This is a genomic window from Paenibacillus pasadenensis, from assembly GCF_023715725.1.
Lineage (GTDB): Bacteria > Bacillota > Bacilli > Paenibacillales > Paenibacillaceae > Paenibacillus_O > Paenibacillus_O pasadenensis_A.
On record NZ_JAMBOT010000015.1, the window covers coordinates 66,497 to 92,887 of the forward strand.

General features: G+C 53.6%; 29 protein-coding genes. 23 read left to right on the top strand and 6 right to left on the bottom strand.

Annotated features, from left to right (window positions below; translation table 11 throughout):
• The first annotated feature begins 19 nt into the window (after positions 1–19).
• The 3 genes from M3223_RS21685 (at position 20) to M3223_RS21695 (ending at position 1,675) form a co-directional block, all read left to right on the top strand.
• Entirely contained in the window at positions 20–445 is a 426-nt protein-coding gene (locus tag M3223_RS21685; RefSeq protein WP_251565535.1) for an SRPBCC family protein, read from the top strand.
• Between the two features lie 2 nt (positions 446–447).
• The gene (locus M3223_RS21690) at positions 448–858 is read left to right on the top strand and encodes an ArsR/SmtB family transcription factor (protein WP_353057726.1); all 411 of its coding nucleotides are present in this window, start codon (positions 448–450) and stop codon (positions 856–858) included.
• Between the two features lie 97 nt (positions 859–955).
• On the top strand, positions 956–1,675 hold the full coding sequence (locus tag M3223_RS21695; RefSeq protein ID WP_251565537.1) for a DsbA family oxidoreductase: 720 nt from the start codon (positions 956–958) through the stop codon (positions 1,673–1,675).
• Positions 1,676–1,739: 64 nt separating this feature from the next.
• Here M3223_RS21695 and M3223_RS21700 read toward each other — a convergent pair whose 3' ends face one another.
• On the bottom strand, positions 1,740–2,513 hold the full coding sequence (locus M3223_RS21700; RefSeq protein ID WP_251565539.1) for a ZIP family metal transporter: 774 nt from the start codon (positions 2,511–2,513) through the stop codon (positions 1,740–1,742).
• A gap of 189 nt (positions 2,514–2,702) precedes the next feature.
• Here M3223_RS21700 and M3223_RS21705 point away from each other — a divergent pair, with 189 nt between their 5' ends.
• The 18 genes from M3223_RS21705 (at position 2,703) to M3223_RS21790 (ending at position 18,394) form a co-directional block, all read left to right on the top strand.
• Positions 2,703–3,314, top strand: coding sequence for a TVP38/TMEM64 family protein (locus M3223_RS21705; RefSeq protein ID WP_251565541.1), 612 nt, complete (start codon positions 2,703–2,705; stop codon positions 3,312–3,314).
• 156 nt (positions 3,315–3,470) lie between these two features.
• A complete protein-coding gene (locus tag M3223_RS21710) occupies positions 3,471–5,111 on the top strand; it encodes an MDR family MFS transporter (protein WP_251565543.1) in 1,641 nt (546 codons plus the stop codon).
• Positions 5,112–5,321: 210 nt separating this feature from the next.
• Positions 5,322–6,101: a DeoR/GlpR family DNA-binding transcription regulator gene (locus M3223_RS21715; RefSeq protein ID WP_251565545.1), complete on the top strand. Its 780-nt coding sequence runs from the start codon at positions 5,322–5,324 to the stop codon at positions 6,099–6,101.
• A gap of 2 nt (positions 6,102–6,103) precedes the next feature.
• Positions 6,104–7,102 carry a histidinol-phosphatase HisJ family protein gene (locus tag M3223_RS21720; protein WP_251565547.1) on the top strand — a complete coding sequence of 333 codons (999 nt, stop codon included), beginning with the start codon at positions 6,104–6,106 and terminating at the stop codon, positions 7,100–7,102.
• A gap of 1 nt (position 7,103) precedes the next feature.
• A complete protein-coding gene (locus tag M3223_RS21725) occupies positions 7,104–7,877 on the top strand; it encodes an MgtC/SapB family protein (RefSeq protein ID WP_251565549.1) in 774 nt (257 codons plus the stop codon).
• A gap of 49 nt (positions 7,878–7,926) precedes the next feature.
• Positions 7,927–8,577 carry an ethanolamine utilization microcompartment protein EutL gene (gene eutL / locus M3223_RS21730; protein WP_251565551.1) on the top strand — a complete coding sequence of 217 codons (651 nt, stop codon included), beginning with the start codon at positions 7,927–7,929 and terminating at the stop codon, positions 8,575–8,577.
• Between the two features lie 17 nt (positions 8,578–8,594).
• Positions 8,595–8,981, top strand: coding sequence for a BMC domain-containing protein (locus M3223_RS21735; protein ID WP_251565553.1), 387 nt, complete (start codon positions 8,595–8,597; stop codon positions 8,979–8,981).
• 50 nt (positions 8,982–9,031) lie between these two features.
• Entirely contained in the window at positions 9,032–10,513 is a 1,482-nt protein-coding gene (locus M3223_RS21740; protein ID WP_251565554.1) for an acetaldehyde dehydrogenase (acetylating), read from the top strand.
• 32 nt (positions 10,514–10,545) lie between these two features.
• Complete coding sequence (locus tag M3223_RS21745; protein ID WP_090779453.1) at positions 10,546–10,833, top strand: BMC domain-containing protein; 288 nt, start codon at positions 10,546–10,548, stop codon at positions 10,831–10,833.
• A 6-nt stretch (positions 10,834–10,839) separates the two neighbouring features.
• On the top strand, positions 10,840–11,595 hold the full coding sequence (gene pduL / locus M3223_RS21750; RefSeq protein WP_251565556.1) for a phosphate propanoyltransferase: 756 nt from the start codon (positions 10,840–10,842) through the stop codon (positions 11,593–11,595).
• 23 nt (positions 11,596–11,618) lie between these two features.
• On the top strand, positions 11,619–12,449 hold the full coding sequence (locus M3223_RS21755; RefSeq protein WP_251565558.1) for a hypothetical protein: 831 nt from the start codon (positions 11,619–11,621) through the stop codon (positions 12,447–12,449).
• Between the two features lie 5 nt (positions 12,450–12,454).
• Positions 12,455–12,727, top strand: coding sequence for a EutN/CcmL family microcompartment protein (locus tag M3223_RS21760; protein ID WP_090785059.1), 273 nt, complete (start codon positions 12,455–12,457; stop codon positions 12,725–12,727).
• Positions 12,728–12,739: 12 nt separating this feature from the next.
• Positions 12,740–13,075, top strand: a complete 336-nt coding sequence (gene eutS / locus M3223_RS21765) for an ethanolamine utilization microcompartment protein EutS (protein ID WP_251565560.1) — start codon at positions 12,740–12,742, stop codon at positions 13,073–13,075.
• Positions 13,076–13,537: a EutP/PduV family microcompartment system protein gene (locus tag M3223_RS21770; RefSeq protein ID WP_251565562.1), complete on the top strand. Its 462-nt coding sequence runs from the start codon at positions 13,076–13,078 to the stop codon at positions 13,535–13,537.
• A 3-nt stretch (positions 13,538–13,540) separates the two neighbouring features.
• Positions 13,541–14,956: an ethanolamine ammonia-lyase reactivating factor EutA gene (locus tag M3223_RS21775; RefSeq protein ID WP_251565564.1), complete on the top strand. Its 1,416-nt coding sequence runs from the start codon at positions 13,541–13,543 to the stop codon at positions 14,954–14,956.
• 11 nt (positions 14,957–14,967) lie between these two features.
• Positions 14,968–16,338, top strand: coding sequence for an ethanolamine ammonia-lyase subunit EutB (locus M3223_RS21780; protein WP_251565566.1), 1,371 nt, complete (start codon positions 14,968–14,970; stop codon positions 16,336–16,338).
• A 14-nt stretch (positions 16,339–16,352) separates the two neighbouring features.
• Entirely contained in the window at positions 16,353–17,264 is a 912-nt protein-coding gene (gene eutC, locus M3223_RS21785; RefSeq protein WP_285891401.1) for an ethanolamine ammonia-lyase subunit EutC, read from the top strand.
• 200 nt (positions 17,265–17,464) lie between these two features.
• On the top strand, positions 17,465–18,394 hold the full coding sequence (locus M3223_RS21790; RefSeq protein WP_251565608.1) for a manganese-dependent inorganic pyrophosphatase: 930 nt from the start codon (positions 17,465–17,467) through the stop codon (positions 18,392–18,394).
• Between the two features lie 65 nt (positions 18,395–18,459).
• Here M3223_RS21790 and M3223_RS21795 read toward each other — a convergent pair whose 3' ends face one another.
• A complete protein-coding gene (locus M3223_RS21795) occupies positions 18,460–18,858 on the bottom strand; it encodes a helix-turn-helix domain-containing protein (protein ID WP_251565568.1) in 399 nt (132 codons plus the stop codon).
• Positions 18,859–19,047: 189 nt separating this feature from the next.
• Between M3223_RS21795 and M3223_RS21800 the strand changes: the two genes are divergently transcribed.
• Together M3223_RS21800 and M3223_RS21805 are read left to right on the top strand one after the other, a co-directional pair.
• Positions 19,048–19,875, top strand: coding sequence for an imm11 family protein (locus M3223_RS21800; protein ID WP_251565570.1), 828 nt, complete (start codon positions 19,048–19,050; stop codon positions 19,873–19,875).
• A gap of 83 nt (positions 19,876–19,958) precedes the next feature.
• Positions 19,959–20,486, top strand: coding sequence for a hypothetical protein (locus tag M3223_RS21805; protein ID WP_251565572.1), 528 nt, complete (start codon positions 19,959–19,961; stop codon positions 20,484–20,486).
• 65 nt (positions 20,487–20,551) lie between these two features.
• On the opposite strand, the gene M3223_RS21810 is transcribed toward M3223_RS21805, so the two are convergent.
• The 4 genes from M3223_RS21810 to M3223_RS21825 form a co-directional block, all read right to left on the bottom strand.
• Positions 20,552–22,786, bottom strand: coding sequence for a helix-turn-helix domain-containing protein (locus M3223_RS21810; RefSeq protein WP_251565574.1), 2,235 nt, complete (start codon positions 22,784–22,786; stop codon positions 20,552–20,554).
• A gap of 34 nt (positions 22,787–22,820) precedes the next feature.
• A complete protein-coding gene (locus tag M3223_RS21815; RefSeq protein ID WP_251565576.1) occupies positions 22,821–24,437 on the bottom strand; it encodes an extracellular solute-binding protein in 1,617 nt (538 codons plus the stop codon).
• A gap of 27 nt (positions 24,438–24,464) precedes the next feature.
• Positions 24,465–25,214, bottom strand: a complete 750-nt coding sequence (locus tag M3223_RS21820; protein ID WP_251565579.1) for a carbohydrate ABC transporter permease — start codon at positions 25,212–25,214, stop codon at positions 24,465–24,467.
• Positions 25,215–25,391: 177 nt separating this feature from the next.
• Entirely contained in the window at positions 25,392–26,345 is a 954-nt protein-coding gene (locus M3223_RS21825) for an ABC transporter permease (protein ID WP_251565581.1), read from the bottom strand.
• Positions 26,346–26,391 lie beyond the last annotated feature (46 nt).

Sequence of the window (26,391 nt, forward strand, 5' to 3'; positions counted from 1 at the left end):
ATAATGGAGGAATTATAAGATGAGCATATCCTCGCGCCAGCTGCCGGAAGTCCGCCAGGTACAAGTGATTAAAGCGCCGATTGATAAAGTGTGGCAGGCTGCCGCAACTTCGGAAGGAATCGCTTCGTGGTTTATGCCCAATACGTTTCGTCCGGAGGAAGGGGCGGAATTCATTTTGCGCTCGGGGCCGTTCGGCGACTCTCCATGTGTCGTAACCGAGCTGTCTCCGCCTCATAAGCTTTCGTTCAAGTGGAGCAAGGATTGGACGGTCACCTTTTTGCTGAAGGAGCTTGAGCCAGGCGTTACGGAGTTCACGCTGATTCATTCCGGCTGGCTGGAGGAAGGCGTAACCGAGTTCGGCCAGCCGCATAGCGAAGTGCGCGAGCGGATGGGCGGCGGCTGGGTCGGCATCGTCAAAAAGCTGGCGTCTGTTTTGGAGAGCTAGAGGTGGGACTGCAGAAGCCGAAGCCCGATGTTTATCAGGCGATCGCCGATCCGACGCGGCGGCAAATGCTTCTGCTGCTGCAGGATGCAGGCGAGCTGCCGCTTAAAGAAGTAACACCCCATTTTTCCATGACGCGGGCGGCCGTTTCGAAGCATCTTCATATTTTGTCCGATGCGGGACTTGTGCGGGAGCGGAAGGTCGGGCGGGAAACGCGCTACCAAATGAACCCCGATCCGCTTCTGGAATTGCGGCGCTGGCTGGCGTATTTCGACCTTTATTGGGAGAACAAGCTGAACGCCCTGCGGCTATTGGTTGAAGAACCGGAGACGCAAACGCAGACGCAGGAGCATTTGGAGCGACAGCCGGACAATGGCGGCTTGAAGCCATTTTTTGGCGGCGACAGCGGCATTTAACGGGTTGTTTGCTCATGAAGCCCTCTTGTGTTAACATGTAACTATTATAGTTACATTTGCGGGCGGAGTTTTGCCGCCGGAAAGGCAGGTTCACTTCATGAAAGTGGAAATTTGGTCGGATTACGCTTGTCCGTTCTGTTATATCGGCAAAAGGAAGTTCCAGGAGGCGCTGGCTGCTTTTGAGCATAAAGACGAGGTTGAGGTTGTTTATCGCAGCTTCGAGCTTGATCCTGGCACAAAGTACGTTCCAGGCAGCAATATCCATGACATTCTTGCTGATAAGTACGGCGCTACATCGGATCAGATTCGGGCGAACAACGCCAATCTGGGCCGTCAGGCGGCGGATATGGGATTGACCTTTAACTTTGACGACATCAAGCGGGGCAGCACGTTTGACGCGCATCGCCTGATGGCATGGGCGGTAGAAAAGGGCAAAGGCGACGTTATGGCGGAGCGTTTGTTCAAGGCGTACTTTACGGATGGCCTGCTGCTGGAGGACCGCAGCGTGCTCGCCGGACTGGTCGCTGAGGCTGGATTGCCGCAGGCAGAGGCGGAGGAAGTGCTCGCTTCCGAACGCTACAGCGAGCTGGTGCGCGCCGAGGAAGGAATCGGCTCCGAGCTGGGCATTCGCGGCGTGCCGTTTTACGTGCTTGATCGTAAGCTTGGCGTTTCCGGAGCCCAGTCGCCAGCGGCGTTCCTGCAGGTGCTGCAGCAGGCTTGGGCAGAGCAGGAGCAGAGCGGATCATCCAGCGCAGAGGTTGAAGACGGAGCGGCTTGCGCGCCTGACGAAGCCTGCGAGCTTCCCGGCAAGGAATAAGAGCATGGCATGAAAAAAAGGCCGCCCCAGGCGTCGTTTGCGACGAGGGGCGGTCTTTTTCGCATTATTGGCCTAATGTATGGGTCATTGCAATCATCACGATTAAACCTACGATGAACGAAAACGTCGCGGCGCGTTCGTTGCCGTCGCCATGGCTTTCGGGGATCAACTCCTTGTACACGACAAACAGCATCGCTCCGGCCGCAAAAGCAAGGCCGTACGGCACAATCGGTTCAATGACGGATACAAAGCTGACTCCTGCAAGCGCGGCGAGCAGCTCCAGCCCGCCGGTGCCGATGGACATGAGCACCGCATGACCTCGGCGCATCCCTTGGGTAATCAGGAAAAGCGCGGTCAGGAAGCCTTCGGGGATATTTTGCATTCCGATGCTGACTGCCACGATCGGCCCAAGCTGGGCTTCGCTGCTCCCATAGCTGACGCCGACGGATAGTCCTTCCGGCAAGTTATGCAGCGCCATGGCGGTCAGAAACAGCATGGAGCTGCGGTCCATCCCGAACCATTTTCGCGAGGCTGCCATACTGCCCGGAGACAGATCGACGTTGGAGTCATGCGACGGATCGGTATGAGGAATAAGCAGCTCCAGCAGCATCAGGACGATCGTTCCAAGCAGGATGCCCACCGTGAGCGTAAGCATATTCGACAGCTTAAGGGCGCTCGGAATGAGGCCGTATGTGGAGGCGGCAACCATAATTCCAGCCGTAAAAGCCAGAAGAACGTCCTTGCCTCTATGGGTAATATTCGTGAAAAACAAGGCAGGAAGTGCCCCGACAATGGTGCACACTGCCGTCGCCAAGCTGCCAAGCAGGATTGGATTCATATAAACTCCTTAGGATCGAAGCGTCTCCGCTTTTTCTGTTAGGGTATGCTGGGGAGGGCGGGTTATGCCGGTTGCCCGAAATCCTTGCTTAATGTTCTTTCCTCCGCCGCTTCTCAAGAGTAAAATGAAGCACAAAGGCTGTTGGAGGGCGAAACGGATTCCAAGTCTCTCCCGTGAGGAGTATACCATATGTTGAACGAAATCATGTCCTATATGACTGAGGAACGTTTGCTAGAGTTGCTGGACCGCTACCGGTCCTTCGGGCCGCTGCCGGGCATCTTGCTCACGTTTCTTAAATCATTCATTCCTCCGCTGCCGACCCTGCTGATCGTTGGCGTTAATGCAGCGGTTTACGGTCTTTGGGCCGGTTTTCTTTATTCGTGGATCGGTATCGTCGGCGGCTGCATGACGACGTTTCTTATCGTGCGGGCTGCCGCAGGACACCGGCTTGCCCGCCGCTGGGCGGACAAGCCTAAGGTGCAGGCCAGCATGGGCTGGATTCGCCGCAATGCGTTCAGTTACGTATTTGTGCTAAGCCTGTTCCCTGTCGGCCCGTTTGTTTTGGTCAATATGGCTGCAGCCGTGTCGCGCATGAGTGTCGCCCGTTTTTTTACGGCGATTGCCATAGGCAAAGGAATTATGGTGCTTACCGTTTCCTATGTCGGCCATGATGTGGCTCGTTTTTACCGTGATCCGGTTCAACTGCTCTACGTTGTTGTGTTTATTTTTGCCTCCTGGTATGTGTGCAAGCGTATTGAAGCAAAATACATGAATCAGCAAGCGGTGGATGAGCGATCCTGACAGACTGTTGTCAGGATTGTTTTGTTATAGTTGTAAAGCATCCGGAATTTAATCCGTCTGAAGGCTGATTTTATGCCCGGGGTACATGGCTATAATAATTGGGTATGCGTCCGGCGGAGAAGCCGGCAGCACAAGGAAAGGAAGAGGATCAAACGTATGAATCAGACCTCACGCAACAACACGGGCCTGGTTATCGCCGGCTTGCTGCTTGGCATGCTGATGGCGTCCATGGACCAAACGATCGTGTCAACGGCAATGGGGACGATTGTAGGGGAGTTAGGAGGGCTCGACAAATTCGTCTGGGTTACTTCAGCTTATATGGTCGCGGAAATGGCTGGTATGCCGATTTTCGGCAAGCTGTCCGATATGTACGGCAGAAAGAGATTTTTTGTGTTTGGACTTATCGTATTTATGATTGGTTCTGCTCTTTGCGGCATTGCCCAATCGATTGAGCAGCTGGCTATATACCGGGCCATTCAAGGCCTTGGCGGCGGCGCGATGATTCCAGTCGCATTTACAATTATGTTCGATGCCGTTCCGGCAGAGAAACGCGGCAAGCTGGGCGGTTTGTTCGGCGCCGTATTCGGTCTTTCCAGTATTTTCGGCCCGCTGCTTGGGGCGTACATTACGGATTACATTCACTGGAACTGGATTTTTTACATCAACCTGCCCCTTGGTCTACTCGCACTTGTGTTCGTTTGGGCTTTCTACAAGGAGTCCGCAAAGCACAGCCGCCAGGAAATCGACTGGGGCGGAGCGGCTACGCTTGTCGGCGCCGTCATCTGTCTGATCTTTGCGCTTGAGCTTGGCGGCAAAACGATTGGCGGAACGACCTACGCTTGGGATTCCGCGCTCATTCTTGGACTGTTCGGCGGTTTTGCGCTGCTGGCTGTGCTGTTTGTTATGTTCGAGCTGCGCGCCAAGGAGCCGATCATTACGTTCCGCATGTTCCGCAGCCAAGTATACGCGTCCAGTAACCTGATTGGTATTTTCGCGGGCGCGGCGTTTGTCACTGCATCGATGTACATTCCAATATTTATCTCCGGCGTAATGGGCGGCAAGGCGACCAACTCCGGTCTCGTGCTGCTGCCGATGATGGTCGGTTCCGTAGTAACGGCCACATTGGGCGGTTTCCTGATGACCAAGTTTAAGTACCGCACGCTTATGATTCCGACGCTCGCTCTGCTTGTCATTGGCCTCGGCCTGCTCACGACAATTTCCGGCGGCACGAACATCTGGATCTTGAGGCTGTTTATGGTGCTTGTCGGACTTGGCATCGGCGCGTCCTTCTCCGTACTGAGCAATGCCGGCATGTTCTCCGTGCCAGTGCAGGACCGCGGCGCAGCCAGCTCCACGCTGAACTTCCTGCGGGCGCTTGGCATGGCGCTTGGCATTACGATTTTCGGCATTATCCAAAGCCACCTGTTCTCCAATAAACTGGCCAAAGTGCTTGGTGCTGGAGGCGGAGCTGAGCCGGGTGCAGCTGCTGGCGCCGACGCCGCTGGAGCAGGCGGCACGGCTGGCGGAGCTGTTGCTGGAGCGGCGGACGGGGCCGGGCTTCCAGGCTTTACGCTGCATGATCCGCGCGAGCTGATGGACCCGGCTATGCGCGCCAAAATTCCGCCGGATCTGCTGGAGAAAATTACGGGCGAACTATCCTCCTCGATCGTCCAAACCTTCGCTTGGGCGCTCATTCCGGCAGCGCTTGCCCTGATCTTTGCTTTCTTCATGGGCAACGGCAAAATGGATCCTCAAGCCGTGGCCGAGCAAGAGCGGGAGTATGCCGCTGGTCACTAATCTTGTTAAGCCGCCTGTCCGATTCCGGACAGGCGGCTTTTTTTGATATCCGATGCCGAAGCGCTCTGAACTTATGGAAGTTTGTTGACTAAAATGGTGTAAGCGCTTATAATTCAACTAACAAACAACAACAATCAACATAAATCCAAATGAAGTGTTCGCGTTAAACGACGAATGAAAAGCTTTAATAAATCGGAATAGGGTGGCTTTATGTCTTTATCCTTTGAGAAGAGAAAGAAAAAAATATTGGAGTACGTAAGCAAAGAGGGCAAAGTCGAGGTGACGGTGCTCGCCGACGAGTTTAACGTATCCGCCGAGACGATCAGACGCGATTTGGAACGTCTGGACAACGACGGAAAGCTGAAAAAGGTATATGGCGGGGCCGTCAAAGTAAGAGCCGATTCGTCGGAGCTGCCGTTTGAGCAGAAAACGCAGATCAATGCCGCCCAGAAGGCGGCTATCGGCAAATATGCCGCTGCCATGATCAATTACGGGGACACGGTCATGCTCGGCAACGGGACAACGATGCTGGAAGTGATTCGCAACCTCGGCGACCGTGCGGATGTAACGATTGTCACCCATTCGGCGCCGGCGATGCTGCTAGCGATGGAAGTGTTTCCGGGCCGGATTATTTTTACCGGCGGGGAGCTGAACAAACATCAGAAAACAACGTCCGGCCCGCTTTCCGAATTGATGCTGGACCAGCTTAGGGTGAACAAAACGTTTCTCTCGGCAGGCGGCTTGTCGCTGAAGGACGGCGTTACGGATTACGCGCTTTCGGAAGCTACGATTTCCCGCAAGATGATCGAGAGAGCCGATGAGACGATTTTCCTCGCAGATTCGTCCAAATTCGGCAAAGCGACGTTCGCCAAAATATGCTCGCTGGATGACGTCTACTCCATTGTGACCGATCGTGAATGCCCGGAGGAATGGCAAAATAACCTGAACGACAGAGATATTGCAATCTTCATCGCCGACAAGGAGGACTAACAGTGAAAGTAGATTTTCATTTCCATCTTGAGGAAGGCCCTTATTCCTTCTCTTGGCTGCAGAGAACGGCCAAGGCGCTGCAAATTGTGCCTGGGGAATCGAAGCCGGACAGCGAGCCGAATACGCTCTCATGGATTGAACATACGGTAGATCGACTGAAAGTAAGATTGGACGAAGGCTGCTTCTCCGAAAGATGGCTGGAGGCGTACATGATTGAAGGCCAGAAAAAAGGGATTCAGCGCTTCGGGATGGTCGATCATCTTTACCGGTTCGAGGAGTTCCGCGATTATTACGAGAAATATATTTTGATGGACGACAGCGAGCTTGGAAAGCTTCAGCGTTACTGGTATGACCGGGTTCGCGTTGGCTCGATTGACGAGTTCCTCACAGCCGCGCGCAACCTGCAGAGGAAGGGCTACCCTTTATCCGTCGGCGTGGAAGCCGATTATTTTCCGGGAGGGGAGGAGGAGCTGAAGTCTCTTCTGGACAAGTACGAGCTGGATTACGTTATTGGAAGCGTTCATTTCCTGGATGGCTGGGGTTTTGACAACCCGGAGACGAAGGAACTGTATGAAAGCAAGGATTTGTTAGGCTTGTACAAGTATTTATTCGAGCATGTAATCAAAGCAGCCAACTCCGGAATATTCAATATTATAGCCCATCTCGACAATTTGAAAGTGTTCGGGTACAGACCTGACGAGAAGCTGCTGCTGGATCTGTATGACGAGGTAGCTGCAGCGCTGAAAAAAGCGAACGTCGCTTCGGAGATCAATACGGGTCTTGCTTACCGGTATCCGGTTAAGGAAATGTGTCCAAGCCCCGCGTTCCTGAGCAGGCTTCACGCGCACGGCGTGCCGATTACGCTAAGCTCGGATTCGCATTTTCCGGACGATATCGGCACGATGCTGGATGAGGCGATGGCATTAGCCAAGCGCACGGGTTACGAAGAAATCGTGTATTTCGAGAAAAAGCAAAGAATCAGTGTGAAATGGGACGAGTAAAATGGACCTGCACATGACGCCCGGCATATGGGAGATCAGCCATGCCGAACTGACGATTCGGATCGTGTCCGCGCTGATTATCGGCGGCTTAATCGGATTGGAGAGAGAATGGGGAGATCATGCGGCGGGTTTCCGCACCCATATTCTCGTTTGTCTGGGTTCCGCGCTCATCATGCTGCTGTCGATTTACGGTTTCAGCCAATTCGCCTATGAAGCGAATGTTCGTATGGACCCTGCCCGCCTGGCCGCCCAAGTAATCAGCGGCATCGGTTTTCTCGGCGCGGGAACGATTTTGCGCACTGGCCTGTCGATCTCGGGCCTGACGACGGCCGCGTCGCTGTGGGTTGTCGCCGCGCTCGGCTTGGCCGTAGGCGCGGGTTTCTACTATGGGGCGCTGCTTACCGCTTTTCTCGTGCTTGTCAGTTTGTTTCTGCTGAACAAGCTGGAGAAGTATTTTACTCGAAACCGCAAGCATATCGAGCTTGGCCTGGCCATGACGGACGGGCCGTCCTGCTTGCAAACGGTTATAGCGCGAATGGAGCAGTACGGGGCGACGATTACTCAGATTTCAACGGATTCACAGGCAGAGGATCATGAGGCTTCGCTGGTAAATCTGCGGTTGAATCTGAAAGTCGATAAGTTTAAGAAGATTCCTTACTTGCTGGATGATTTAAGAACGACCGAAGGAGTCGTGAAAGTCGACTATCAGTATATCGCTACTAAAGCGCTGAAAAAACCGAAAGACAGCAAAGGAAAGCTGGAAGCTGCAGGCTGAGTCACGGAAATCAAGCGGTGAACAAACGGATGATAAGGTGGTTGTCAGGATGGATCGGGAAGTAAGGGCAGTGCCTCTTGCCGCGCGCGTCATTCCGAACGTGGACCCCGAGCTTGGCGCGCAGCTGCAGGTCAAGCCGCATATTCGCAGCCTGGGCATATTAACTTGCACGATTGACGATGTCGGGTATACCGCGATTGACGAAGCGACCAAAAAAGCCGACGTGGAGGTTGTGTACGCGAAGTCGTTTTACGCGGGTTCGGCGCATGCATCCGGGCCGTTATCGGGCGAGTTCATCGGCATTCTCGGCGGGGCCAGCCCGGAAGAAGTGAAAAGCGGCCTGGACGCCGCCGTGGAAACGATGAGGGGCTCCGCCTGCTTCTATTCCTTGAACGAGGAAGGCTCTCATGCTTACTACGCTCACGTTGTTTCCAGTACGGGAACGTATTTGTCGGAGCTGGCGGGCATTCGCCCGGGCGAGCCGCTCGCTTATTTGATCGCGCCGCCGGCGGAGGCGATGATCGCTCTTGATCTCGCGATGAAGGCGGCGAACGTCAGGCTTTGCCGGTTTTTCGGCCCGCCGACGGAGACAAACTTCGCGGGCGCGCTGCTGACCGGCAGCCAGTCGGATTGCACAGCGGCTGCTGAAGCCTTTGCTGCAGGTGTTAGAAGCGTTGCGATTAAGCCGATAGACTTCTAGCGAGAAAGGGGAAGCGAATGACAGAAGGAAATGGACAGGCGCTCGGCATGATTGAGACGATGGGGCTTGTCGCTCTGATTGCGGCGGCAGACGCGGCGGCCAAGACGGCTGATGTGAAAGTGCACACGTATGAGAAGGCGGATGCCGGCATTATGACCGTTTACATCTATGGGGATATATCCTCCGTACAGGAGGCCGTTCGTGCAGGCATGGAAACGGCGAAGGCGCTTGGCAAGCTGCTTCATTACAGCGTTATTCCAAGACCGGCGTTTGATTTTACGGAATGGATTCAGAAAAAGACGGCGGTTAAGGGAGCGGCGGCAAGCGGAGCGCCTGCTGCGACTGCAAAAGCGGCAAGCGCAGCTGCTGCACCCAAGTCTGTAAAGCCGGCGCAGGAAAGCTAACCGTTGAAAGTTGGCTGACTTGAATATCGGCACGTAAGGGGTGAAGAGGTTTGACTATCGAAGATAAGGATCTTAGATCGATTCAGGAAGCCCGCGAGCTGCTGCGCAAAGCGAGAACGGCGCAGAAAGCGCTGGAATCGCTGTCCCAGCAAAAGGTAGATGCGATTGTCGGCGCAATGGCGGAGGCAGGAGAGCGCGAAGCGGAACGTCTGGCTCGAATGGCAGTGGACGAGACAGGCTTTGGCAATGCAGCGGACAAAAAGACGAAAAATCTGTTCGCGGTACGCACGATCTATTCAGCCATCAAGGATATGAAGACGGTTGGCATTATCCGCAAGGACGAGGCGAACAAGCTGTGGGAAATCGCTCAGCCGTTCGGAGTCATCTGCGGCATCGTCCCCTCCACCAATCCGACGTCGACAACGATGTACAAAGCGTTGATCTCGATTAAAACAAGGAACGCCATCGTGTTCAGTCCTCATCCTTCGGCGCTTGCTTGTACGCTGGAGACGGCGCGCATCATGCAAAGCGCGATTGAGCGGGCGGGCGGTCCGAAGGATGCGGTCGCCTGCATGACCGAGCCGACGATGGAAGCGACGCAGGAGCTGATGAAGTCGAAGCTGTCCGATTTGATTCTGGCTACCGGGGGCACGCCGATGGTGCGTTCCGCATACAGCTCAGGCAAGCCGGCTTACGGCGTCGGACCCGGCAACGTGCCGGTGTACATTCATCAAAGCGCAAAAGTGAAAGAGGCGGTTCGGCGGATTTTCGAAAGCAAAACGTTCGACTACGGAACGATCTGCGCTTCCGAGCAAGCGATCGTAACCGATCGGGCGGTTAAAACAAAAGTCATGGAGCAAATTCGCGCTAACGGCGGGTATCTGCTGAATCCGGAGGAGAAAAGCAAGGTTGCTTCGGTCATTTTGGCGGGCGGCAGGTTAAATCCGAATATTGTCGGCCGTTCTGCAGCCCATATCGCAGAAATGGCAGGCATCGCGGTTCCGGCTGGCACCCGGGTCCTTGTCGCGGAAGAGACGGAAATCGGCAAAGCGGTTCCGTTCTCGCTCGAGAAGCTGTGCCCGATTCTGGCGCTGTACACATGCGACAATTGGCGCGACGGCTGCCTGATTTGCACGAAGCTGCTGGAAAACGGCGGGCTGGGACATTCGCTTGGCATTCATTGCGAGGAGATGGACGTCATCGAAGCTTTCGGCCTGGAGAAGCCGGCTTCACGCATAATTGTGAATGCCGGGACGACGTTCGGGGCGATTGGCGCGACTAGCGGCATTTTCCCGTCGCTGACGCTCGGGTGCGGCTCTTACGGCCACAACATCACTTCCGACAACGTAGGTCCGATGCATTTGATCAATATCAAACGCGTCGCCTTCGGCCTCCGGGAAATGGAGCTGGAGAATCGGGTCGATCAGGCTGCCCGGCAAGTTGAAAGTAAACTTGCTGCGGAGATCAGCCGCGACGAAGTAAAGGACATTATTCGTAAGGTTCTGGAAGAAATTCAAGCGGGCCATTCATAACTTTAATTTGATCCTATGAGGAGGAATTACAAATGGCAGGAGAATACACGGCATTAGGCATGGTTGAGACAAAAGGTCTGGTAGGCGCAATTGAAGCGGCGGATGCAATGGTGAAAGCGGCCAACGTCAAATTGATCGGCAAGGAGCATGTAGGCGGCGGGATCGTGACCGTTATGGTGCGCGGAGACGTAGGCGCCGTTAAGGCTGCTACGGATGCGGGCGCAGCGGCTGCCGAAAAAGTGGGCGAGCTGTTGTCCGTTCATGTTATCCCAAGACCGCACACGGATATTGAGGGCATTCTGCCGCGCGTTCAAGGATAATCGCCTATGCCCTTCATCACGGAAATGCAATTGCGGGCTTCGCTGAGCAAAGGAGAATTGCCGAATCCTTACGTACTCAGCGACGGCTGCCGATTAACGCCGGCGGCGAGAGATTTCTTGCAGAGCCGGGGCATTACCGTCGGAAAGTCAGGCGCAATGCCGGGGAAACAAGCTTCGCCGGCATTGCCGGACATCCCGATCGGCGTATCCAACCGGCACATTCATCTGTCCGCCGAGCATATCGAGAAGCTGTTCGGCTCCGGATATTCGCTTATTCCGCTTAAGGAGCTGTCGCAGAAAGGCCAATTCGCCGCTAAAGAGACGGTGTCGCTTGCCGGTCCAAAAGGCATGCTTAAGGACGTTCGCATACTTGGGCCGTCTCGGGGCGCTTCGCAGGTGGAAATCAGCCGAACAGACGGGTTTCAGATCGGGATTCATCCTCCGCTACGGCTGTCTGGTGATATCGCGGATACGCCGGGCATTGCCGTCTACGGCCCGAAAGGCTTCATTTATCTTCAGCAGGGGGTCATTGCGGCCAAGGCTCATATCCATATGTCGCCCGGCGATGCCCAAGCTTACGGGGTGAAAAACGGGGATCGCGTGCAGGTTCGGACGCATGGACAGCGTCCGCTCGAGCTGCATGAGGTCGTCATCCGCGTTGACCCCCGTTTCTCGCTTGATCTCCATATCGACACGGACGAAGCGAATGCCGGATTTATCAATCAGGGAGACCGGGCGTCTATTGTAGGCCTCTCGACTTAACGATACAGAAAAGCGGTGAAAACGTGGACATTCGACAGCTTGTCCAAGATATTGCCAGGGAAATAATGAGCTTGTCCGACAAGCCGAATCCGCAGCGGAAAGCGCCGAAACTGCTTTTTATTTTCTGCGACAGCCGCGCGCATGAGGCGCACTCGGACCAATTTATTTTATTAGACAATCACGGAATCGAATATGATCTCATGTTTCTGGACGGCGTAACGTCAGCGTGGATCGGGATGAGCCGCATGGAGTCTTCCGGCGCAGGCAAGACGATTGCCGTTGATGAATATGCGCCTGCTCCGATTGAACTGCCCAAAGATTATGACGGCGTTGTTATTCCGGAGATCGATCTGGATAACGCCTCGCGTATCGCTGCCGGCTTGAAAGGATCGGTTAAAGCGGAAATCGTGTTCTCCGCGCTGCTGCTGAACAAGCCGGTGTGGGTCGGGAAGGATAGCCCGGGAGTTAAAAGGAACGACCGCAAAACGTTAAAGGTGCTGAGCCTGTCTCCAGGTTACACGAAGCTGTTTCAAAAACGGCTGGCTGAGCTGGAGGAGCTGGGCATTACGTTCGGGCCGGGACAGGATCTGGCAGGGGAAGTTGTCCGTTACTTCCAGCTTCTGAAAAGCGATGGGGCCGGTTATGAGGCAGACGGCTCGTCCGCCGCAGCAGCGGCCTCCCGTACGGCATCAACTAAGCCGGATGTCGCGTTGATAACGGCGGATTGGGTATCCGCCCAGGCGGCTTCGCTCAATGGCTTGCTTGAAGTGGAGCGCGGGACGATCGTGTCCCCTTTGGCTAAAGATTTGTTACGGGACAAAGGGATTGTCCTGCACTTTTCGGATAAAGGGTGATGGAAATGCTCCTGGGCAAAGTGGTCGGCAGCGTGTGGGCGACGCAGAAGGAAGCCGGCATGGAAAACTTGAAGCTGATGATTGTTCAGCCGATCGACAGCTCCGGCAACAGTTCCGGTCAGACGGTAATCGCCGTTGACCGGATCGGCGCCGGTGTAGGGGAGCGAGTTATTGTCTCCCGAGGCAATCCCGCACGCATGCTGTTTCCGCAGAAGGTTGTGCCGATTGATGCGATTATCGTCGGAATCGTCGATTCGCTGGAGGTCGGGGAGCCGTAAGGAGGCCAAGTTATGGAAAAGCAACGAGTCATTCAAGAATATGTACCGGGCAAACAGGTCACTTTGTCCCATATTATTGCGAATCCCGATCCCATCCTATATGAGAGACTGGGGCTCGAGGAAGCGGGCGCGATCGGCATTATGACGCTTACGCCGACGGAAACGGCGATCATCGCCGCAGACATCGCGACAAAAGCGGCCGTAGTCGGGATCGGTTATCTGGATCGCTTCACCGGCTCGCTTGTCGTTAGCGGCGAAGTGTCGGCGGTAGAGATGGCCGTAATAGCCGTCAATGAGTTTTTAAGCGGGAAGCTGGACTTTACCCCGGCTTCCATTACCAGGTCGTAGATGAAGCGGGCGATGGTCATCGGTTCGGTCGGAGCCGGCAAATCGACGCTGATCCGGGCGCTGCTTGATGAGGAGCGGCCTGCTTCCAAAACCCAAAGCCTCGTATTCCGGGACTGGCTCATTGATACGCCCGGGGAATACTGCGAGAACCCGCTGCAGTACCGATTCCTGATCGCAACCTCCTTCGACACGCGCCTGCTCGTACTCGTTCAGGATGCGACGCGGGAGCGCAGCTATTTTCCGCCCGGCTTTGCCGGAGGGTTTCCGGTTCCATCGCTCGGTGTGGTGACGAAAATCGACAGTCCGAAGGCGGATACGGCCAAAGCGAAGCGTTTCTTGCGGCAAGCGATGCCGAAAGGGGACATCTTCGAAGTGTCCGCGATGACGCTGGAGGGCGTAGAACAGCTGCGCGAACGGATCGAAAGCCTGCTTCAGCCGAAGGGAACGAGCGATAGGGGATAGCTTATGGATGAACAATGGATCATAAGCGTCGGCATCGATCTCGGCACAAGCACGATGAAGCTCATTGTCAGCCGGTTAAAGCTGGCCCGCAAATCGAGCCCTTTCGGCTTGCCGAGATTTGAAATTGCCGAGCGTCTGCTCGCCTATGAGAGCGAGGTAACATCAACGCCGCTTCTTAGCGAGACTGAAATTGATATGGCCGAGGTGTCGCTTTGGCTGCAAAAGGAATATCAGGCGGCGGGCATCCGGCTGTCCGACATTAAAACGGGCGCGGTAATCATTACCGGAGAAACGGCGAACAAGGGCAACGCCAAGCAATTGCTGCACTCGCTTGCCGACAGAGCCGGGGATTTTGTCGTCGCGACTGCGGGCGCTGATCTGGAGTCGCTGCTTGCGGGTAAAGGCTCCGGGGCGATGAAGCGATCGCTGCAAATGCGCGGAGTCGTCTGCAATGTCGATGTCGGCGGGGGGACGGCGAACACCTCGTTTTTCCGCCGTGGGCATATGGTGGAGACGGTGACATTCCATGTCGGCGGAAGATTGGTCCGGCTTCGCCCGGAAGGCGAAGTGATTTATATATCCGCGGCGATCCGGCCGTGGCTGGATGCGAACGGGTTCAAGCTTGAGGCTGGCCAGACGGTAAGCTTCGGGTACCTGAAAGAGGTCGCAAGGCAAATGAGCCGCAGCATGCTTGATTGCTTGGCAGGGGATACGGATTCAACGGGCGTACTGCTGAGCGTGAATGGGAAAGTGCCGATCATGCCGCCGGTCGAAGAGCTGATGATTTCCGGCGGCGTAGGCGGCATGCTGATTACCGCCAACCCGCAGAGCTTGCCGGAAACGGCTGTGTACGGCGACTTCGGCCCGCTTTTGGCCGCTTGTTTGCGCGAAGAAGCGAGACATTATCCGTTTGCGCTTGCTGTTCCCGACCATACGTTCAGGGCGACGGTAATCGGAGCGGGCATGCAGAGCACGGAGATTAGCGGCGCTACGATCCATATGTCCCCGGGGCTGCTACCGATGAAAAACATTCCTGTCATCAAGCTGGACCATTTAGAGGTGAAAAAGGCGATCGAGCTCGGCTTGCAAGTATACGATGCCGATGTTTGTCCGCCTTTTGCGCTGTTTATTCCCCATTTGCAGACCGTCACTTACGAACTGATCCGGCAGCTTTCCGAATCGCTTGTTGCCCATTACCGGACGATGATTCCGGGCTGCCGGACGCTGATCGTGTTATGCGAGAACGATATGGGCAAGGCGCTCGGGCAAGCGCTGAAGCTGCGCTCGTCCGGAGAATTATCCATTGTGTGCGTAGACCAGATCAAAGTCGAGTTTGGCGATTATTTGGATTTGGGGGAACCGATCCGGGATACGATGATTCCGGTTATTGTGAAGACGCTGGCTTTCCACAGCGGTTAGGAGGAGTACGGATGAATCTATCGACGACGGTGCTCGGCAAAACGTATTCTTTTCGTCATTTAAAAGAAGTAATGGCGAAAGCCAACGAAGAGAAATCCGGGGACCAGCTCGCAGGCCTTGCGGCCGAAAATGCCAAAGAACGAATGGCGGCGAAATGGGTGCTGGCCCATTTGACCTTATCCGATATTCGCGAAAACCCCCTTCTGCCGCCCGAAGACGATGAAGTGTCCCGGGTGATTGAGGAAGATATAAATGAGAAAATCTATGCCGAAATCCGCAATTGGTCCGTTGCCGAGCTGCGCGAGTATTTGCTGGCTTCCACGACCGGAGCGGACGAGATTAGGCGCATCTCCAGAGGACTGACGAGCGAAATGGTCGCGGCTGTCGCCAAGGTGATGAGCAATCTGGATTTAATTCAAGCCGCCGCTAAAATCGAAGTCATTACCCACTGCAACACCTCCATCGGCCAGCGCGGCGTGTTATCGGGAAGGGCGCAGCCTAACCACCCGGCCGACGATGTGACCGGCATTCAGGCGGCCCTGTACGAGGCATTGAGCTACGGGATCGGAGACGCCGTGATTGGCATCAATCCTGTAATTGATACAACAGATAGCGTAAAAGCGATTATGAACATGACGAAGGAAGTCATGGACAAATGGAGCATTCCGACCCAAAATTGCGTTCTGGCGCATATTTCCACGCAAATGCGGGCGATCAGGAACGGCGGTTATGCGGATCTCATCTTCCAGAGTCTTGCGGGCTCGCAAGCCGGGAATACGTCGTTCGGCATCGATCTTGCGCTGCTGAACGAGGCAGATGCGCTTGTTCGCAGCCAAGGCACATCCGCCGGGCCGAACTTCTGGTATTTCGAGACGGGGCAAGGCTCGGAGCTGTCCGGAGGCGCTCATCACGGCATCGATCAGGTGACGCTGGAAGCGCGCTGTTACGGATTGGCGAGAAGGTTCAAGCCGTTTCTCGTAAACACCGTTGTCGGTTTTATCGGTCCGGAATATTTGTATGACGGCAGACAAGTTACCCGCGCAGGTCTGGAAGACCACTTTATGGGCAAGCTGCACCTGCTGCCAATGGGCGTTGACGTCTGTTATACGAACCATATGAAAGTGGATCAGAACGACATGGATAACTTGTCGGTGCTGCTGACGTCGGCAGGCGTTAATTTCCTGATTGGTGTTGCAATGGCGGACGACTGCATGCTGAACTATCAATCGACAAGCTTCCACGATATCGCGACTTTAAGAGAAACGCTCGGGCGCAGGCCGGCGCCTGCATTTGAGCGATGGCTGGAGAATATGGGGATTATGGCAAACGGCAAGCTGACGGCAGACGCCGGAGACCCGACGATATTCCATTCATTTCGATAGGAGGTGCAGGCGGCATGGATTCGTTAGATTTGGAGGAAATGACCAACCGAATTATGCAGGAGCTCCAACAGCGGCTTGGCACGGCATCGCAGTCAAAGGGAACGACCCGAAGCGACATCAAGGACGAATTCCAACCACAGGAACAGCTGCCGTCTGCCGTGGCGGAATCAAACGAATCGTTTACTCCGTTAAGGCATAACCGGAGAAACAATATTCCGCAGCCGCGTTCGGCGGAAATGCTGGAGGAGCTGCAAGCTGCGACGCCTGCCCGGATTGGCGTATGGAGAGCGGGGACGCGGCCGTTAACCCGGGAAATGCTGCTTTTCCGCTGCGATCACGCTGGAGCTGTGGACACAGTTTATGGTGAAGTTAGCGATAAGCTGATCGAGAAGTTCCAGCTTTTTCAAGTGGAGACGCTCTACGAGAATACGGAAAATTATTTGAAACGCCCCGATATGGGCAGGCTGCTGACAGAAGAGAGCATCAACCGGCTGCGTGCAGGATGCCAGAAGCGGGCGCAAGTGCAAATTGTCGTCTCGGACGGGTTGAGCGCCAACGCGATTGAGCATAATCTCTCTGACGTGTACCCCGCGTTGATGGACTCGCTTAACGCTTATGGGCTGAAGGCGGGCACGCCGATATTCATCAAGGGCGGACGTGTCGCGGTAATGGATCATATCGGAGAAATATTGGAGCCGGATGTCCTCGTTATGCTGATTGGGGAGCGGCCCGGGCTCGTGTCATCCTCATCGATGAGCGCTTATATGTGTTACCGGCCCAGAAAGGGAATGGTGGAATCGGCCCGCACTGTGCTGTCCAATATTCATCAGGGAGGAACGCCGCCCGTCGAAGGAGGAGCGCATATCGGCACGATCGTCTCCAAGATGCTGGAGCAAAAAACAAGCGGAGTAAAGCTTGTCATATAGCTGCAGGGCGAGGCATTTGGATATGCTCTAGTGCCACCCGCCGGACGAAAAACTGCTTGGTGCCCTTGATCAATCAGGCTGGAAAAGAATTAACCATCGGAATTGTCGGTTTTTCGCTGTGAAGGTATGGTTTGCCGGGCGGATTTGAGGTATAATCGGGGACAGGTCTTATATGAATCTATTTGCGGAGGAGTACGATGATGGAAAAAGTACTAGTTTTCGGTCATAAAAATCCCGACACCGATACCATTTGTTCGGCAATTGCTTACGCGGAGCTGAAAAACCAAATCGGCCTGAACGCTGAAGCCATTCGCCTTGGAGTAGTAAGCAGCGAGACTCAATATGCGCTGGATCAGTTCGGCGTAGCCGCTCCACGCCTTGTTGAAGCGGTAGCTGCGGAAGCTAAACAGGTTATTCTCGTCGACCACAACGAGCGCCAGCAAAGCGCGGGCGATATCGATCAAGTGACGGTAATTGAGGTTATCGACCACCACCGCATCGCCAACTTTGAAACGAAGGCTCCGCTGTACTACCGTGCCGAGCCTGTCGGCTGCACCGCGACGATTCTGCTCAAGCTGTACAAAGAGCATGGCGTAGCTGTGAAGAAGGAAATTGCCGGCCTGATGCTGTCGGCGATCATTTCCGACTCCCTGCTGTTCAAATCCCCGACCTGCACCGAGCAGGACGTAGCCGCAGCTCGCGAGCTGGCTGAAATCGCCGGCGTTAACGCTGAGGAATACGGTCTGAGCATGCTCAAAGCAGGCGCGGATCTGAGCGACAAAACCGTTGCCCAGCTGATCAGCCTTGACTCCAAAGAGTTCTCCATGGGCTCCGCTAAAGTCGAAATCGCTCAAGTCAACGCAGTTGACCTGAACGACGTATTCTCCCGCCAAGCGGAAGTGGAAGCGGCTCTGAACGACATCATCGCTTCCAAAGGTCTGGACCTGTTCGTATTCGTAACGACGGACATCCTGAACAATGACTCCGTTGCAATCGCTCTTGGCAAAGAGACGGCTGCGTTCGAGCAAGCCTTCAGCGTGAAGCTGGACGCCAACAAAGCGACGCTGAAAGGCATCGTTTCCCGCAAATCGCAAGTTGTTCCTGTTCTGACGGACGCTCTGTCCAAGTAATAGATTGAATCGATTAAGCGCCTGCCCTGCGAAGGGAGGCGCTTTTTGTTTTGGCAAGAGTGCAATTAATTAGTCACGATTCCATCCGCATATTCTCTTCTGGAGCGGGAAGCGTCGTCCAGCCAGCGCATAAGCCCATCGCGGGATATCAGAATTTTGTTCCCGATTTTAATATAGGGAATCATCTCTCCGGTAAAGGATCCAGTGCGATTCAGTTTACTTTTTTCAGCAGCAATCATTTGCCTAAGCTCCTGCTCGGTCAAGCCAAGCAGCTCTCCGGCTTCCGCAATTGTAAGCAGAGGTTTATCGTGAACCGTTGAGGCGGCTGGAGATGGAAGAGGAGAGGCGATAGCGGACGCGACCGTATCCGTTGAGGCTCCATCACGAAGAATTAAGCTGCTGGCAACTAACGATATTCCAATTACAGCACTCGCAAGCAAGGACGAATAAGATAGAATTTTCATCGATGTCAGAGACTCCTTTAATTTTCCATATATTTAAGAGTATAGCAAAAGAGGAGAGATCACGCAGCATGGACGCTACATTAATTGCTGACTAGAGTCGATAAAAATTTGATCTATGGATTGGCATGAAGTAGAGAATTCCGCACATTTAGGCGAAATTAATTTGATAGAAAGGAACGAGAATGAAACATGAAGGTTTGGAGATTAAAATCCGATGCTAAATACTCCATTTCAATTAAAGAGTACGATACCAATTTAGAGTTTTGCACAGGAAAGTATATTGAAAATTGGATTAAAACAGAAATTAGTGTGATAAAAAAAGGGAGTGGAAAGGATTACCCCAGATATTTGCTAAGTATTCCTGTTATGAGTAAAACGATGTATAGATGTCTTGAGGAATACATGAGAGGTCAAATACAGCCGTTAGAAGTTTTTGTTGGAGACGATGAATTTATAATTATTAATGTTATGAATTTATCAGATGCCGTTAATTATGAAAAATCTGACACTATTAGATATGAGGATGGAAAAGTTGTTGCATTTAAAAAAATTGTTTTTGATGCAGAACGTATTAAGGGAAACATTTTTAAAGTTAAAGAGTCTGTGGGGACTCACGTCTTTGTCACCGATACTTTCCGTGACGCTGTACTTAAAGCAAAAATTAAAGGAGTTTATTTTGAACTCGAATGGGACTCTGAAGAAGACTCGGAAGAAGCAGCCAGAATTGACGAAGAGAGAATACGTAATTATGAGCGACATATTGCCGAAATTGAACATCTTCCAGGGCCTCGTTTAAGCTGGTCGGAAGCGTACCGTATGGTAGAGCAAGGAAAGGCAATGGCAAGCGGGAAATGGAAGCTGCAAACCGATTCTAAAGGGGAAGTGCTAATCGGCAGTATCCTTCACGATGGCAGTTATTCGTGGAGCAACCCCATCTATATTCCGCCTGTCTTACTGTACATGGAATGGCATGAAGTGGAGAAATCCGCTAATCTGGACGATTTTATACCTGAATAGGTTCGTGCCGCCGCAATCCTCCTGCTGCTCTCATAATCTATTCTATTTAGATGGATTTCAGAGACTAACAGGAGCGATCAATCATGACTCAATATTCCGGGCAGGCCGAGATCAGCGGAATCGGCGGCGGCAGAAGCGCCCAATTAAGCGTTATTCTTGTGCTTTTCATTCTTCTTTGCGTTGTTATCGGCATGTTCTTTCCCAGCCCCCTCGCATCTGAAGGAGGTAGTGCTATGGGAAAGGATCCCGTACCGTTCAACATCGTAAATCAAACCAGCTACGTTTTCTTCATGTACAAAATATCGGGGGATATTGGCGGGTATCCAACATCTTTTGACCTTCGTCCTAACGGCGGAAGCACCACAGTATACGTTATCAATCCTAGTGTAAGATCAAGAAAGGAGGTCACTTCGAGTTTTCTCGTCCATCCTGCCAGGGGGGGCGCGGACTATGATCGGGACGGACTGGTGAACGTAACAATGGCCGTTTTTGAATCTAGTATTGCGGGTTCTTACAGAAGATTTGATCGTGTGCAATTCGTGCGGGAGCCAATCTACGGCTCAATCATATATGACATCAGCGGGCTGACGCTGACGTTCCGTACTTCATAATTCCCCCTGTCCGTTGGAAAATAAAAAGCGGAAACGGCTCCAGCAGCCGTTTCCGCTTGTGTCTTTCACCCCGCGCCATCGTATTTCTGCACGTACTCCGCCGGTTTGATGCCCTCGTAACGCGCAAAGGCGCGTTTGAACGAGTACACATTTTCGTAACCGACTGTCGAAGCAATTTGCTCCATATCGCAGCCGCTTTCGCGCAGCAGCTCCTTGGCCCGTTCCATCCGGAGCCGGGACAAGTAATCGTAGAAGTTGACGCCAGCCACTTCCTTGAACGTCTTGGAAACGCTCGATACTGACATGCCAATCATGGCCGCCAATGTTTTAAGCGACACATCGGACTCCGTAAAGTTACGGTTGACGTAGTCGAGCAGCTTGCTGCCGATTTCCATGGCCGAAGGCGTGTTGGAATATTGAATCCGCTCGCAAATGACGGTGCTGACCTCGAACAGATAACTCCACATTTCCCCGGTATCGCCCGATTCGGCCCGGCTGCGGAACTGCTTGGCATACAGGCCGGAGTCGATGTTCATCTCGGATAATACGCGCAGCATCGTTTCCATCAGCAGCGTCACCAGCCGCTGGCCGCTCGCCGGAGGCAGGCTCCGCCGCTCGTTCTCTTCCTTAATCTCGCCGAGAATCCGCATCGACGTATCCAGGTTGCCGATTTTTAAGTTGTTGATCAGCTGCACTTCCCAGTCTGTCGGGTAATAATAGCGGTTATCCGCCAGCACAGGCTCCTCCTGCTGCCCCGGGACATGCTCCCGGCGAAACAGAGCTCTCTGCATGCTCTCGCTTACCGCATAGTAAGATTTGCTAATGCCGATAAGCCCTTTTTCGACGGTGCCGTGGCGAATTTCGGGGCGCTTCCGGCAGTGGCGCTCGATCAGGTCAGCAAGCTCGGCGGCGATACGGAGCAGCAGGGTGCTGTCCTCCGGCGGCTGCGTGAACGAAACGATAATCGCTTTGTCCGCATCCGTTACCTCGAACAGCTGATAATGGAGTCCGTGCTGCTCGAACACACGCTCCGCAGCGATGATGACGCCAAGCTCAAGCTGCCATAGGCCGTCCAGCCCGGTCGCCTCGCCAATGTCGTCGAACCGCAGCAGCATCGTGCCGTAATACATCTCCTCGGTATAGCCAATGCCGGATTTGCGGAGCAGAAGCGACTGGCGTTCGTCCGTAAAATAACCCTTCAGCAGCCGCAGCAGCAGAGTGGAGCGCGCCGCGCTTTCAAATTCGGCCGCTGCCTGCTGCAGCGATTGGTTCTCGTTCAGCAGGCGCCGGAATTTTCGCTCAATCTGATTGTATTCGGAGCCAATCCGCACCGGCTCCGCGTCCGTATTGTCCCGGCCAATCTCGGACAGCTTGCCAAGCAAGGCGGCGAGCGGACGATAGCTGACCCGGGCGAGCCCGTATGCCAGAATGGCGCCAACCAGCATCGCCAGCAGCAAAGTAAACAGGGAGCCAAACCAGCGTTTCAGCCCGACCAGACTGTCATCGTAATAAAGCAGCGTATACTTCCAGCTGCTCGCCTGAGAGGGAAGCTCAACCTTATAGGGCTTGCCGCTGCGGCTTCCTCCGGCGGCAAGTTCCGCCGTATGGCGGTATACAACGGCGTCATCGGCAGTTACGGTGAATTCCCCCGAATTAATGACGCCGAATTCCTTCAAGTATGTCGCCAAGTACGAGCTGTCGATAAACAGCAGCAGCGTCGCCCGCGGCTTGCCCGCTACCTCCAGGCTTTGCCGTACGGGGATAACTCTTTTTTCATTGCCCCAAAGGCTGAGCGTCAACGGTTCGCCCACGTCGAAGTACGCGTAACTGCGGGCGCCGTCGAGCAAATTCTGCTGCGTATTCTTGCCAAAAACAGCCACCTCGGAAAAAAAATCCTGCTCGGAATACGAGCCCCACTGGGAAAGAACCAGCTTTTTTTCCGGATAGACAATTGCTCCGAAGGAGACGATTTTCAAAGAGCTGAACAGATTTTTCAAATCCTTGTTAAGCTTTATCATGCTCAGCGCGTCGAATTCACGGTCGAACACATCGCTTCTTTCCATCCGTTTGCGGACCCAGCTCTCCTGGCTCAGCATACTGCCTGCGTTCTGCAGGTCAATCAGCTTTGTGTCCATAATATCCGAGGTGCGCCGCGCGTCCGCCATCTGGCTGTCATAGAGCCTCAGCTGCTCCGCCTTTACGTTGCGGTATACGCCGATGGCACTAAACGCCAGGATGGGAATCATGACTATAAGCAAGTAGGACAGGAAGGTCTTTTGAAAAATGCTGCCGTTAAGCATCCTTGAGAAAGCCCCCTTCTGCAAGCGTCTTCGTTCATTGAATGCTGTTGTACCGGTCCAGCAGCTGCTGATCAATTTCAATCAGCTTGTCCAGGCCGAGCTTTTTCAGCTCTGCGATATATTGGTCCCAGTCATCCAGCGACTTTTGGCCCAACGCCAGCTTGGTCGCCAGCTCAGTGGAGTAGGTCGTCAGGTTAGTCATAATTTGCGTTTTTTCATTCAGCTGCTCCTCGTTAGGTATCGTCAGAAAATTAGCCGTGGAGTTGTAATAATACGGCTTATACTTCAGAACTTCAAGCTGGTTGTCAGCTTTATATTTAGGGGCACGCGCCAGCGAGAATTCGAGATTGGCCAGCTGGACGCGCGGGAATACAGTGCCGCCGAACAGCAGCGCTCCCTGCACCTGTTTGCTTTTGGCCAGTTCGGAATCAGGCCCATTGTTGATGAAATGTTTGGCTCCGTTTTCATCCACCTGGTACGTCTGATCTTTAATCCCCCAATAATGCAGGTCGGCGTACTCCTCGGAATAGATCATGTCAAAAAATCTGATCGCAGCCGCGACGTCTTTAACATCCTTCGTAATGGCGTATTTCTCCCAGACGAGATGATGAGGCTCAACCTGCATTGCAGGTTTAATGCCGTCAACCGCCTGCAGCGGCATGAGCGGCAAGTAGCCTGCTCCATTCCCGACATTAAGATCCGACCAAGTTTCAAGGTTATAGCTGTGGAAGGACGACACCTTGTTGTCGATCATTTTCTGCTGCGTCTGCTCGTAGCTGGCGGCGATCATATTGGTGTCGAGCACGCCTTCCTTCACAAGCCGCTGGAGATAGCGGAAGTAATCCTTGATGCCATCCTGGTACCACGGCGATACGACCTTTTTGCCTTCGTCATCAATTGCCGTAAGGTCGGAGCCGAGTCCGAACCACTGCGCAATGGAGCTGCCGAAGACGCCAGGATTGTAAAGCAGCACCTCGTCCTTCTGTCCGTTGCCGTTGGCGTCCTGCTCGCGCATGCTGACCAGCGCGCTTAAATATTCCTCCGCTGTTTTTGGCACCGGAATGTTCAGCTTGTCCAGCCAATCCTTGCGGAGCAGCATCGTCAGAGATACCGGGGAAGGCTGATCACCCTTGTACGTTAGTTTGTGCAGGCTGCTGAACCAGTACATTTTGCCGTCAGGCGATGTGGTCGATTTTTTGGCAAAAGGGAACTGCTCGTCGTACATCTTGCGGATATTTCCGTTGCTGTACTTCTCAATGAGCGGATTCAGATCGAGAATCGCGCCTTGCTTGGCAAGATTAAGGACAGTCACATTGTCCAGCGCGGAGATGTTGACGATATCCGGCAGTTTGTTGCCCGAGGCCATCCTTGTCTGAATAACAACGTTATACTGCTCGTTTGGCACAAGCTCATAACTTGGATCAAGTCCCGCTTCTTTAATCAGCTTGTCGATCTCCGTCCAGACGGGATATTTGTCGCGTTCGTTGAACTTAATGTAACGGTTGCCAAAATCCGGTCCCAGCAGCCGCAGCTTACCTGTTTGCGCTTCGGAGGAGCCGCCGTTGCCGGCGTTTTCGCTGCATGCGGTCAGAGTCAGCGTCAAGGCTAGTGAGGTCAGCGCCAGCAGCTTCATTTTATTTCCCTTTTTCATCGAACAATCCCCCTTCATCTTTACGGACTATTCTTTTAATGAACCCAGCAGCGCCCCTTTGATGAAATACCTCTGGAAAAACGGATACGTGAAGATGACCGGCAGCGTTGTAAACACGATAATGGAATATTTCAGCTGCGTGTTCGTCAAAAGATTGGCCAGCGCCGTCCGGCTTTCGTCCATGGTGAGCTCCTTCAGGTCGATGGACTGCTGGACGACGACACGGTACAGATACATTTGCAGCGGATGCAGCTTTTCGTTTGGCAAATACACAAGCGCGTCGAACCAGCTGTTCCAGATGAGGACGATGGAGTAGATGGCGATAACCGCCAGAATCGGCTTGGATACCGGCAGCATGACCTTAAACAGCAGCTGCCAGTGCGAGGCGCCGTCGATAAACGCCGATTCCTTTAGCCCCTCCGGTATCGTCATAAAAAACGTGCGGACGAGAATAATGTTCCAGATACTGACCGCGCCGGGAATGATGACGGCAAACATCGTGTTGTACAAGCCGAGCTGGTTGACGAGCAGGTAGGACGGGATCAGACCGCCGCCGAAATACATCGGGATAATCAGATAGGCGATGACCCATTTGCGCCCCTTCAAATTGCGGGCGGTCAGCGGATAAGCGCCAAGCACAGCCGCAAAGCAGTTCAACAAGGTGCCGCTTATAACGTATATCAGTGTATTGGAATACGCCCACCACATTTTTGCGTCCTTGATGATCAGCTCATAGGAGCCCAGATAAAATCCTTTTGGCCAAAACAGCACGTTCATCGCTGCGACCTCGCGGGGCGAGCTGATAGACATAATGATAACGTAGTAAAAAGGATACAGCGTAACCAGGCATATCACGCCAGCGATTGCATAGAGGGCAATATCGACCGAGATTGAGCCTTGTTTAATGGCGGTTGAATTTCGTTTTACCCGGACGTTGATGACGCTCCTCCTCCTTTACCACAGCGCGTAATCGGAATATTTGCGGCTCATCCTGTTCGCCAGAAACAGCAGCGAGAAGTTGATGACGGAGATGAACAGCCCGATTGCCGTACCGGAGCTGAAATTGCCTCCCAGCAGGCCGTAGCGGTACAGATAGGTTCCGATAACATCGGCCGTTTCATAGAGTGTCGGGTTATAGATGAGCAGGATGAATTCGCTGTTTGCTCCAAGCAGGCCTCCAATGGCGAAAATTAATAGGATAAATATCGTTGGCCGGATGGACGGCAGCGTAATATGCAGCATTTGCCGGAACCGGTTTGCTCCGTCGATTTTGGACGCTTCATACAGATGGGGATCAACGGAGGACATGGCGGATAAGTATAAAATGCTGCTCCAGCCGAATGATTTCCAGATCATCGTAATGATATAAATGGATGCAAAATATCCGGGTTCCGTCGTAAATGATATCGGCGTTCCGCCAAACAGCTTGACGATTGAGTTGATGATTCCGTCCGTGTTGACGAAAGACAGCACCATGCCGGCCACGATAACGTTGGAGATGAAGTGGGGCAGGTAACTCGCCGTTTGCACGTATTTTTTGAACACGCCGTTTCTGAGCTCGTTCACGAGCAGCGCAAATAGAATTGGCACCCAGAAGCCGAAGACGAGAAATAAAAAGCTCAATTTAAACGTGTTGTACATTAGTCGCGCGAAATAAGGACTGTTCAGGAAATCGGTGAAGTGTTTGAAGCCGACCCAGTCCGTTCCGCCGCTAAAGGAGAGGAAGGGGCTGCCGGGATAATAATTTTGGAAAGCGATTACAATTCCGTATAACGGAATATAGCTAAAGATGAAAATATGCAGCAAAACGGGAAGCATGATCAGATATAACTGAACGTTTTCCCGAAAGCGAAAAGACGGAGTTCTGCGCTTCACCGTTGCTGCTTTGACCGATGGAGCTGCCTTCACGATGATGCCAACTCCTTTCCGTGAGTAGCGCTTCGTACGGGCCCGT

Coding starts and splice junctions, on each gene's coding strand:
- M3223_RS21745 (WP_090779453.1), top strand. CDS start 10,546: ATGGCAGGAGAATACACGGCATTAGGCATGGTTGAGACAAAAGGTCTG.
- M3223_RS21775 (WP_251565564.1), top strand. CDS start 13,541: ATGGATGAACAATGGATCATAAGCGTCGGCATCGATCTCGGCACAAGC.
- M3223_RS21705 (WP_251565541.1), top strand. CDS start 2,703: ATGTTGAACGAAATCATGTCCTATATGACTGAGGAACGTTTGCTAGAG.
- M3223_RS21700 (WP_251565539.1), bottom strand. CDS start 2,513: ATGAATCCAATCCTGCTTGGCAGCTTGGCGACGGCAGTGTGCACCATT.
- eutL (WP_251565551.1), top strand. CDS start 7,927: ATGGATCGGGAAGTAAGGGCAGTGCCTCTTGCCGCGCGCGTCATTCCG.
- M3223_RS21795 (WP_251565568.1), bottom strand. CDS start 18,858: ATGAAAATTCTATCTTATTCGTCCTTGCTTGCGAGTGCTGTAATTGGA.
- M3223_RS21760 (WP_090785059.1), top strand. CDS start 12,455: ATGCTCCTGGGCAAAGTGGTCGGCAGCGTGTGGGCGACGCAGAAGGAA.
- M3223_RS21805 (WP_251565572.1), top strand. CDS start 19,959: ATGACTCAATATTCCGGGCAGGCCGAGATCAGCGGAATCGGCGGCGGC.
- M3223_RS21770 (WP_251565562.1), top strand. CDS start 13,076: ATGAAGCGGGCGATGGTCATCGGTTCGGTCGGAGCCGGCAAATCGACG.
- M3223_RS21810 (WP_251565574.1), bottom strand. CDS start 22,786: ATGCTTAACGGCAGCATTTTTCAAAAGACCTTCCTGTCCTACTTGCTT.
- M3223_RS21780 (WP_251565566.1), top strand. CDS start 14,968: ATGAATCTATCGACGACGGTGCTCGGCAAAACGTATTCTTTTCGTCAT.
- M3223_RS21710 (WP_251565543.1), top strand. CDS start 3,471: ATGAATCAGACCTCACGCAACAACACGGGCCTGGTTATCGCCGGCTTG.
- M3223_RS21800 (WP_251565570.1), top strand. CDS start 19,048: ATGAAGGTTTGGAGATTAAAATCCGATGCTAAATACTCCATTTCAATT.
- M3223_RS21695 (WP_251565537.1), top strand. CDS start 956: ATGAAAGTGGAAATTTGGTCGGATTACGCTTGTCCGTTCTGTTATATC.
- eutC (WP_285891401.1), top strand. CDS start 16,353: ATGGATTCGTTAGATTTGGAGGAAATGACCAACCGAATTATGCAGGAG.
- eutS (WP_251565560.1), top strand. CDS start 12,740: ATGGAAAAGCAACGAGTCATTCAAGAATATGTACCGGGCAAACAGGTC.
- M3223_RS21715 (WP_251565545.1), top strand. CDS start 5,322: ATGTCTTTATCCTTTGAGAAGAGAAAGAAAAAAATATTGGAGTACGTA.
- M3223_RS21815 (WP_251565576.1), bottom strand. CDS start 24,437: ATGAAAAAGGGAAATAAAATGAAGCTGCTGGCGCTGACCTCACTAGCC.
- M3223_RS21685 (WP_251565535.1), top strand. CDS start 20: ATGAGCATATCCTCGCGCCAGCTGCCGGAAGTCCGCCAGGTACAAGTG.
- M3223_RS21790 (WP_251565608.1), top strand. CDS start 17,465: ATGGAAAAAGTACTAGTTTTCGGTCATAAAAATCCCGACACCGATACC.
- pduL (WP_251565556.1), top strand. CDS start 10,840: ATGCCCTTCATCACGGAAATGCAATTGCGGGCTTCGCTGAGCAAAGGA.
- M3223_RS21725 (WP_251565549.1), top strand. CDS start 7,104: ATGGACCTGCACATGACGCCCGGCATATGGGAGATCAGCCATGCCGAA.
- M3223_RS21820 (WP_251565579.1), bottom strand. CDS start 25,214: ATGAACGTGCTGTTTTGGCCAAAAGGATTTTATCTGGGCTCCTATGAG.
- M3223_RS21735 (WP_251565553.1), top strand. CDS start 8,595: ATGACAGAAGGAAATGGACAGGCGCTCGGCATGATTGAGACGATGGGG.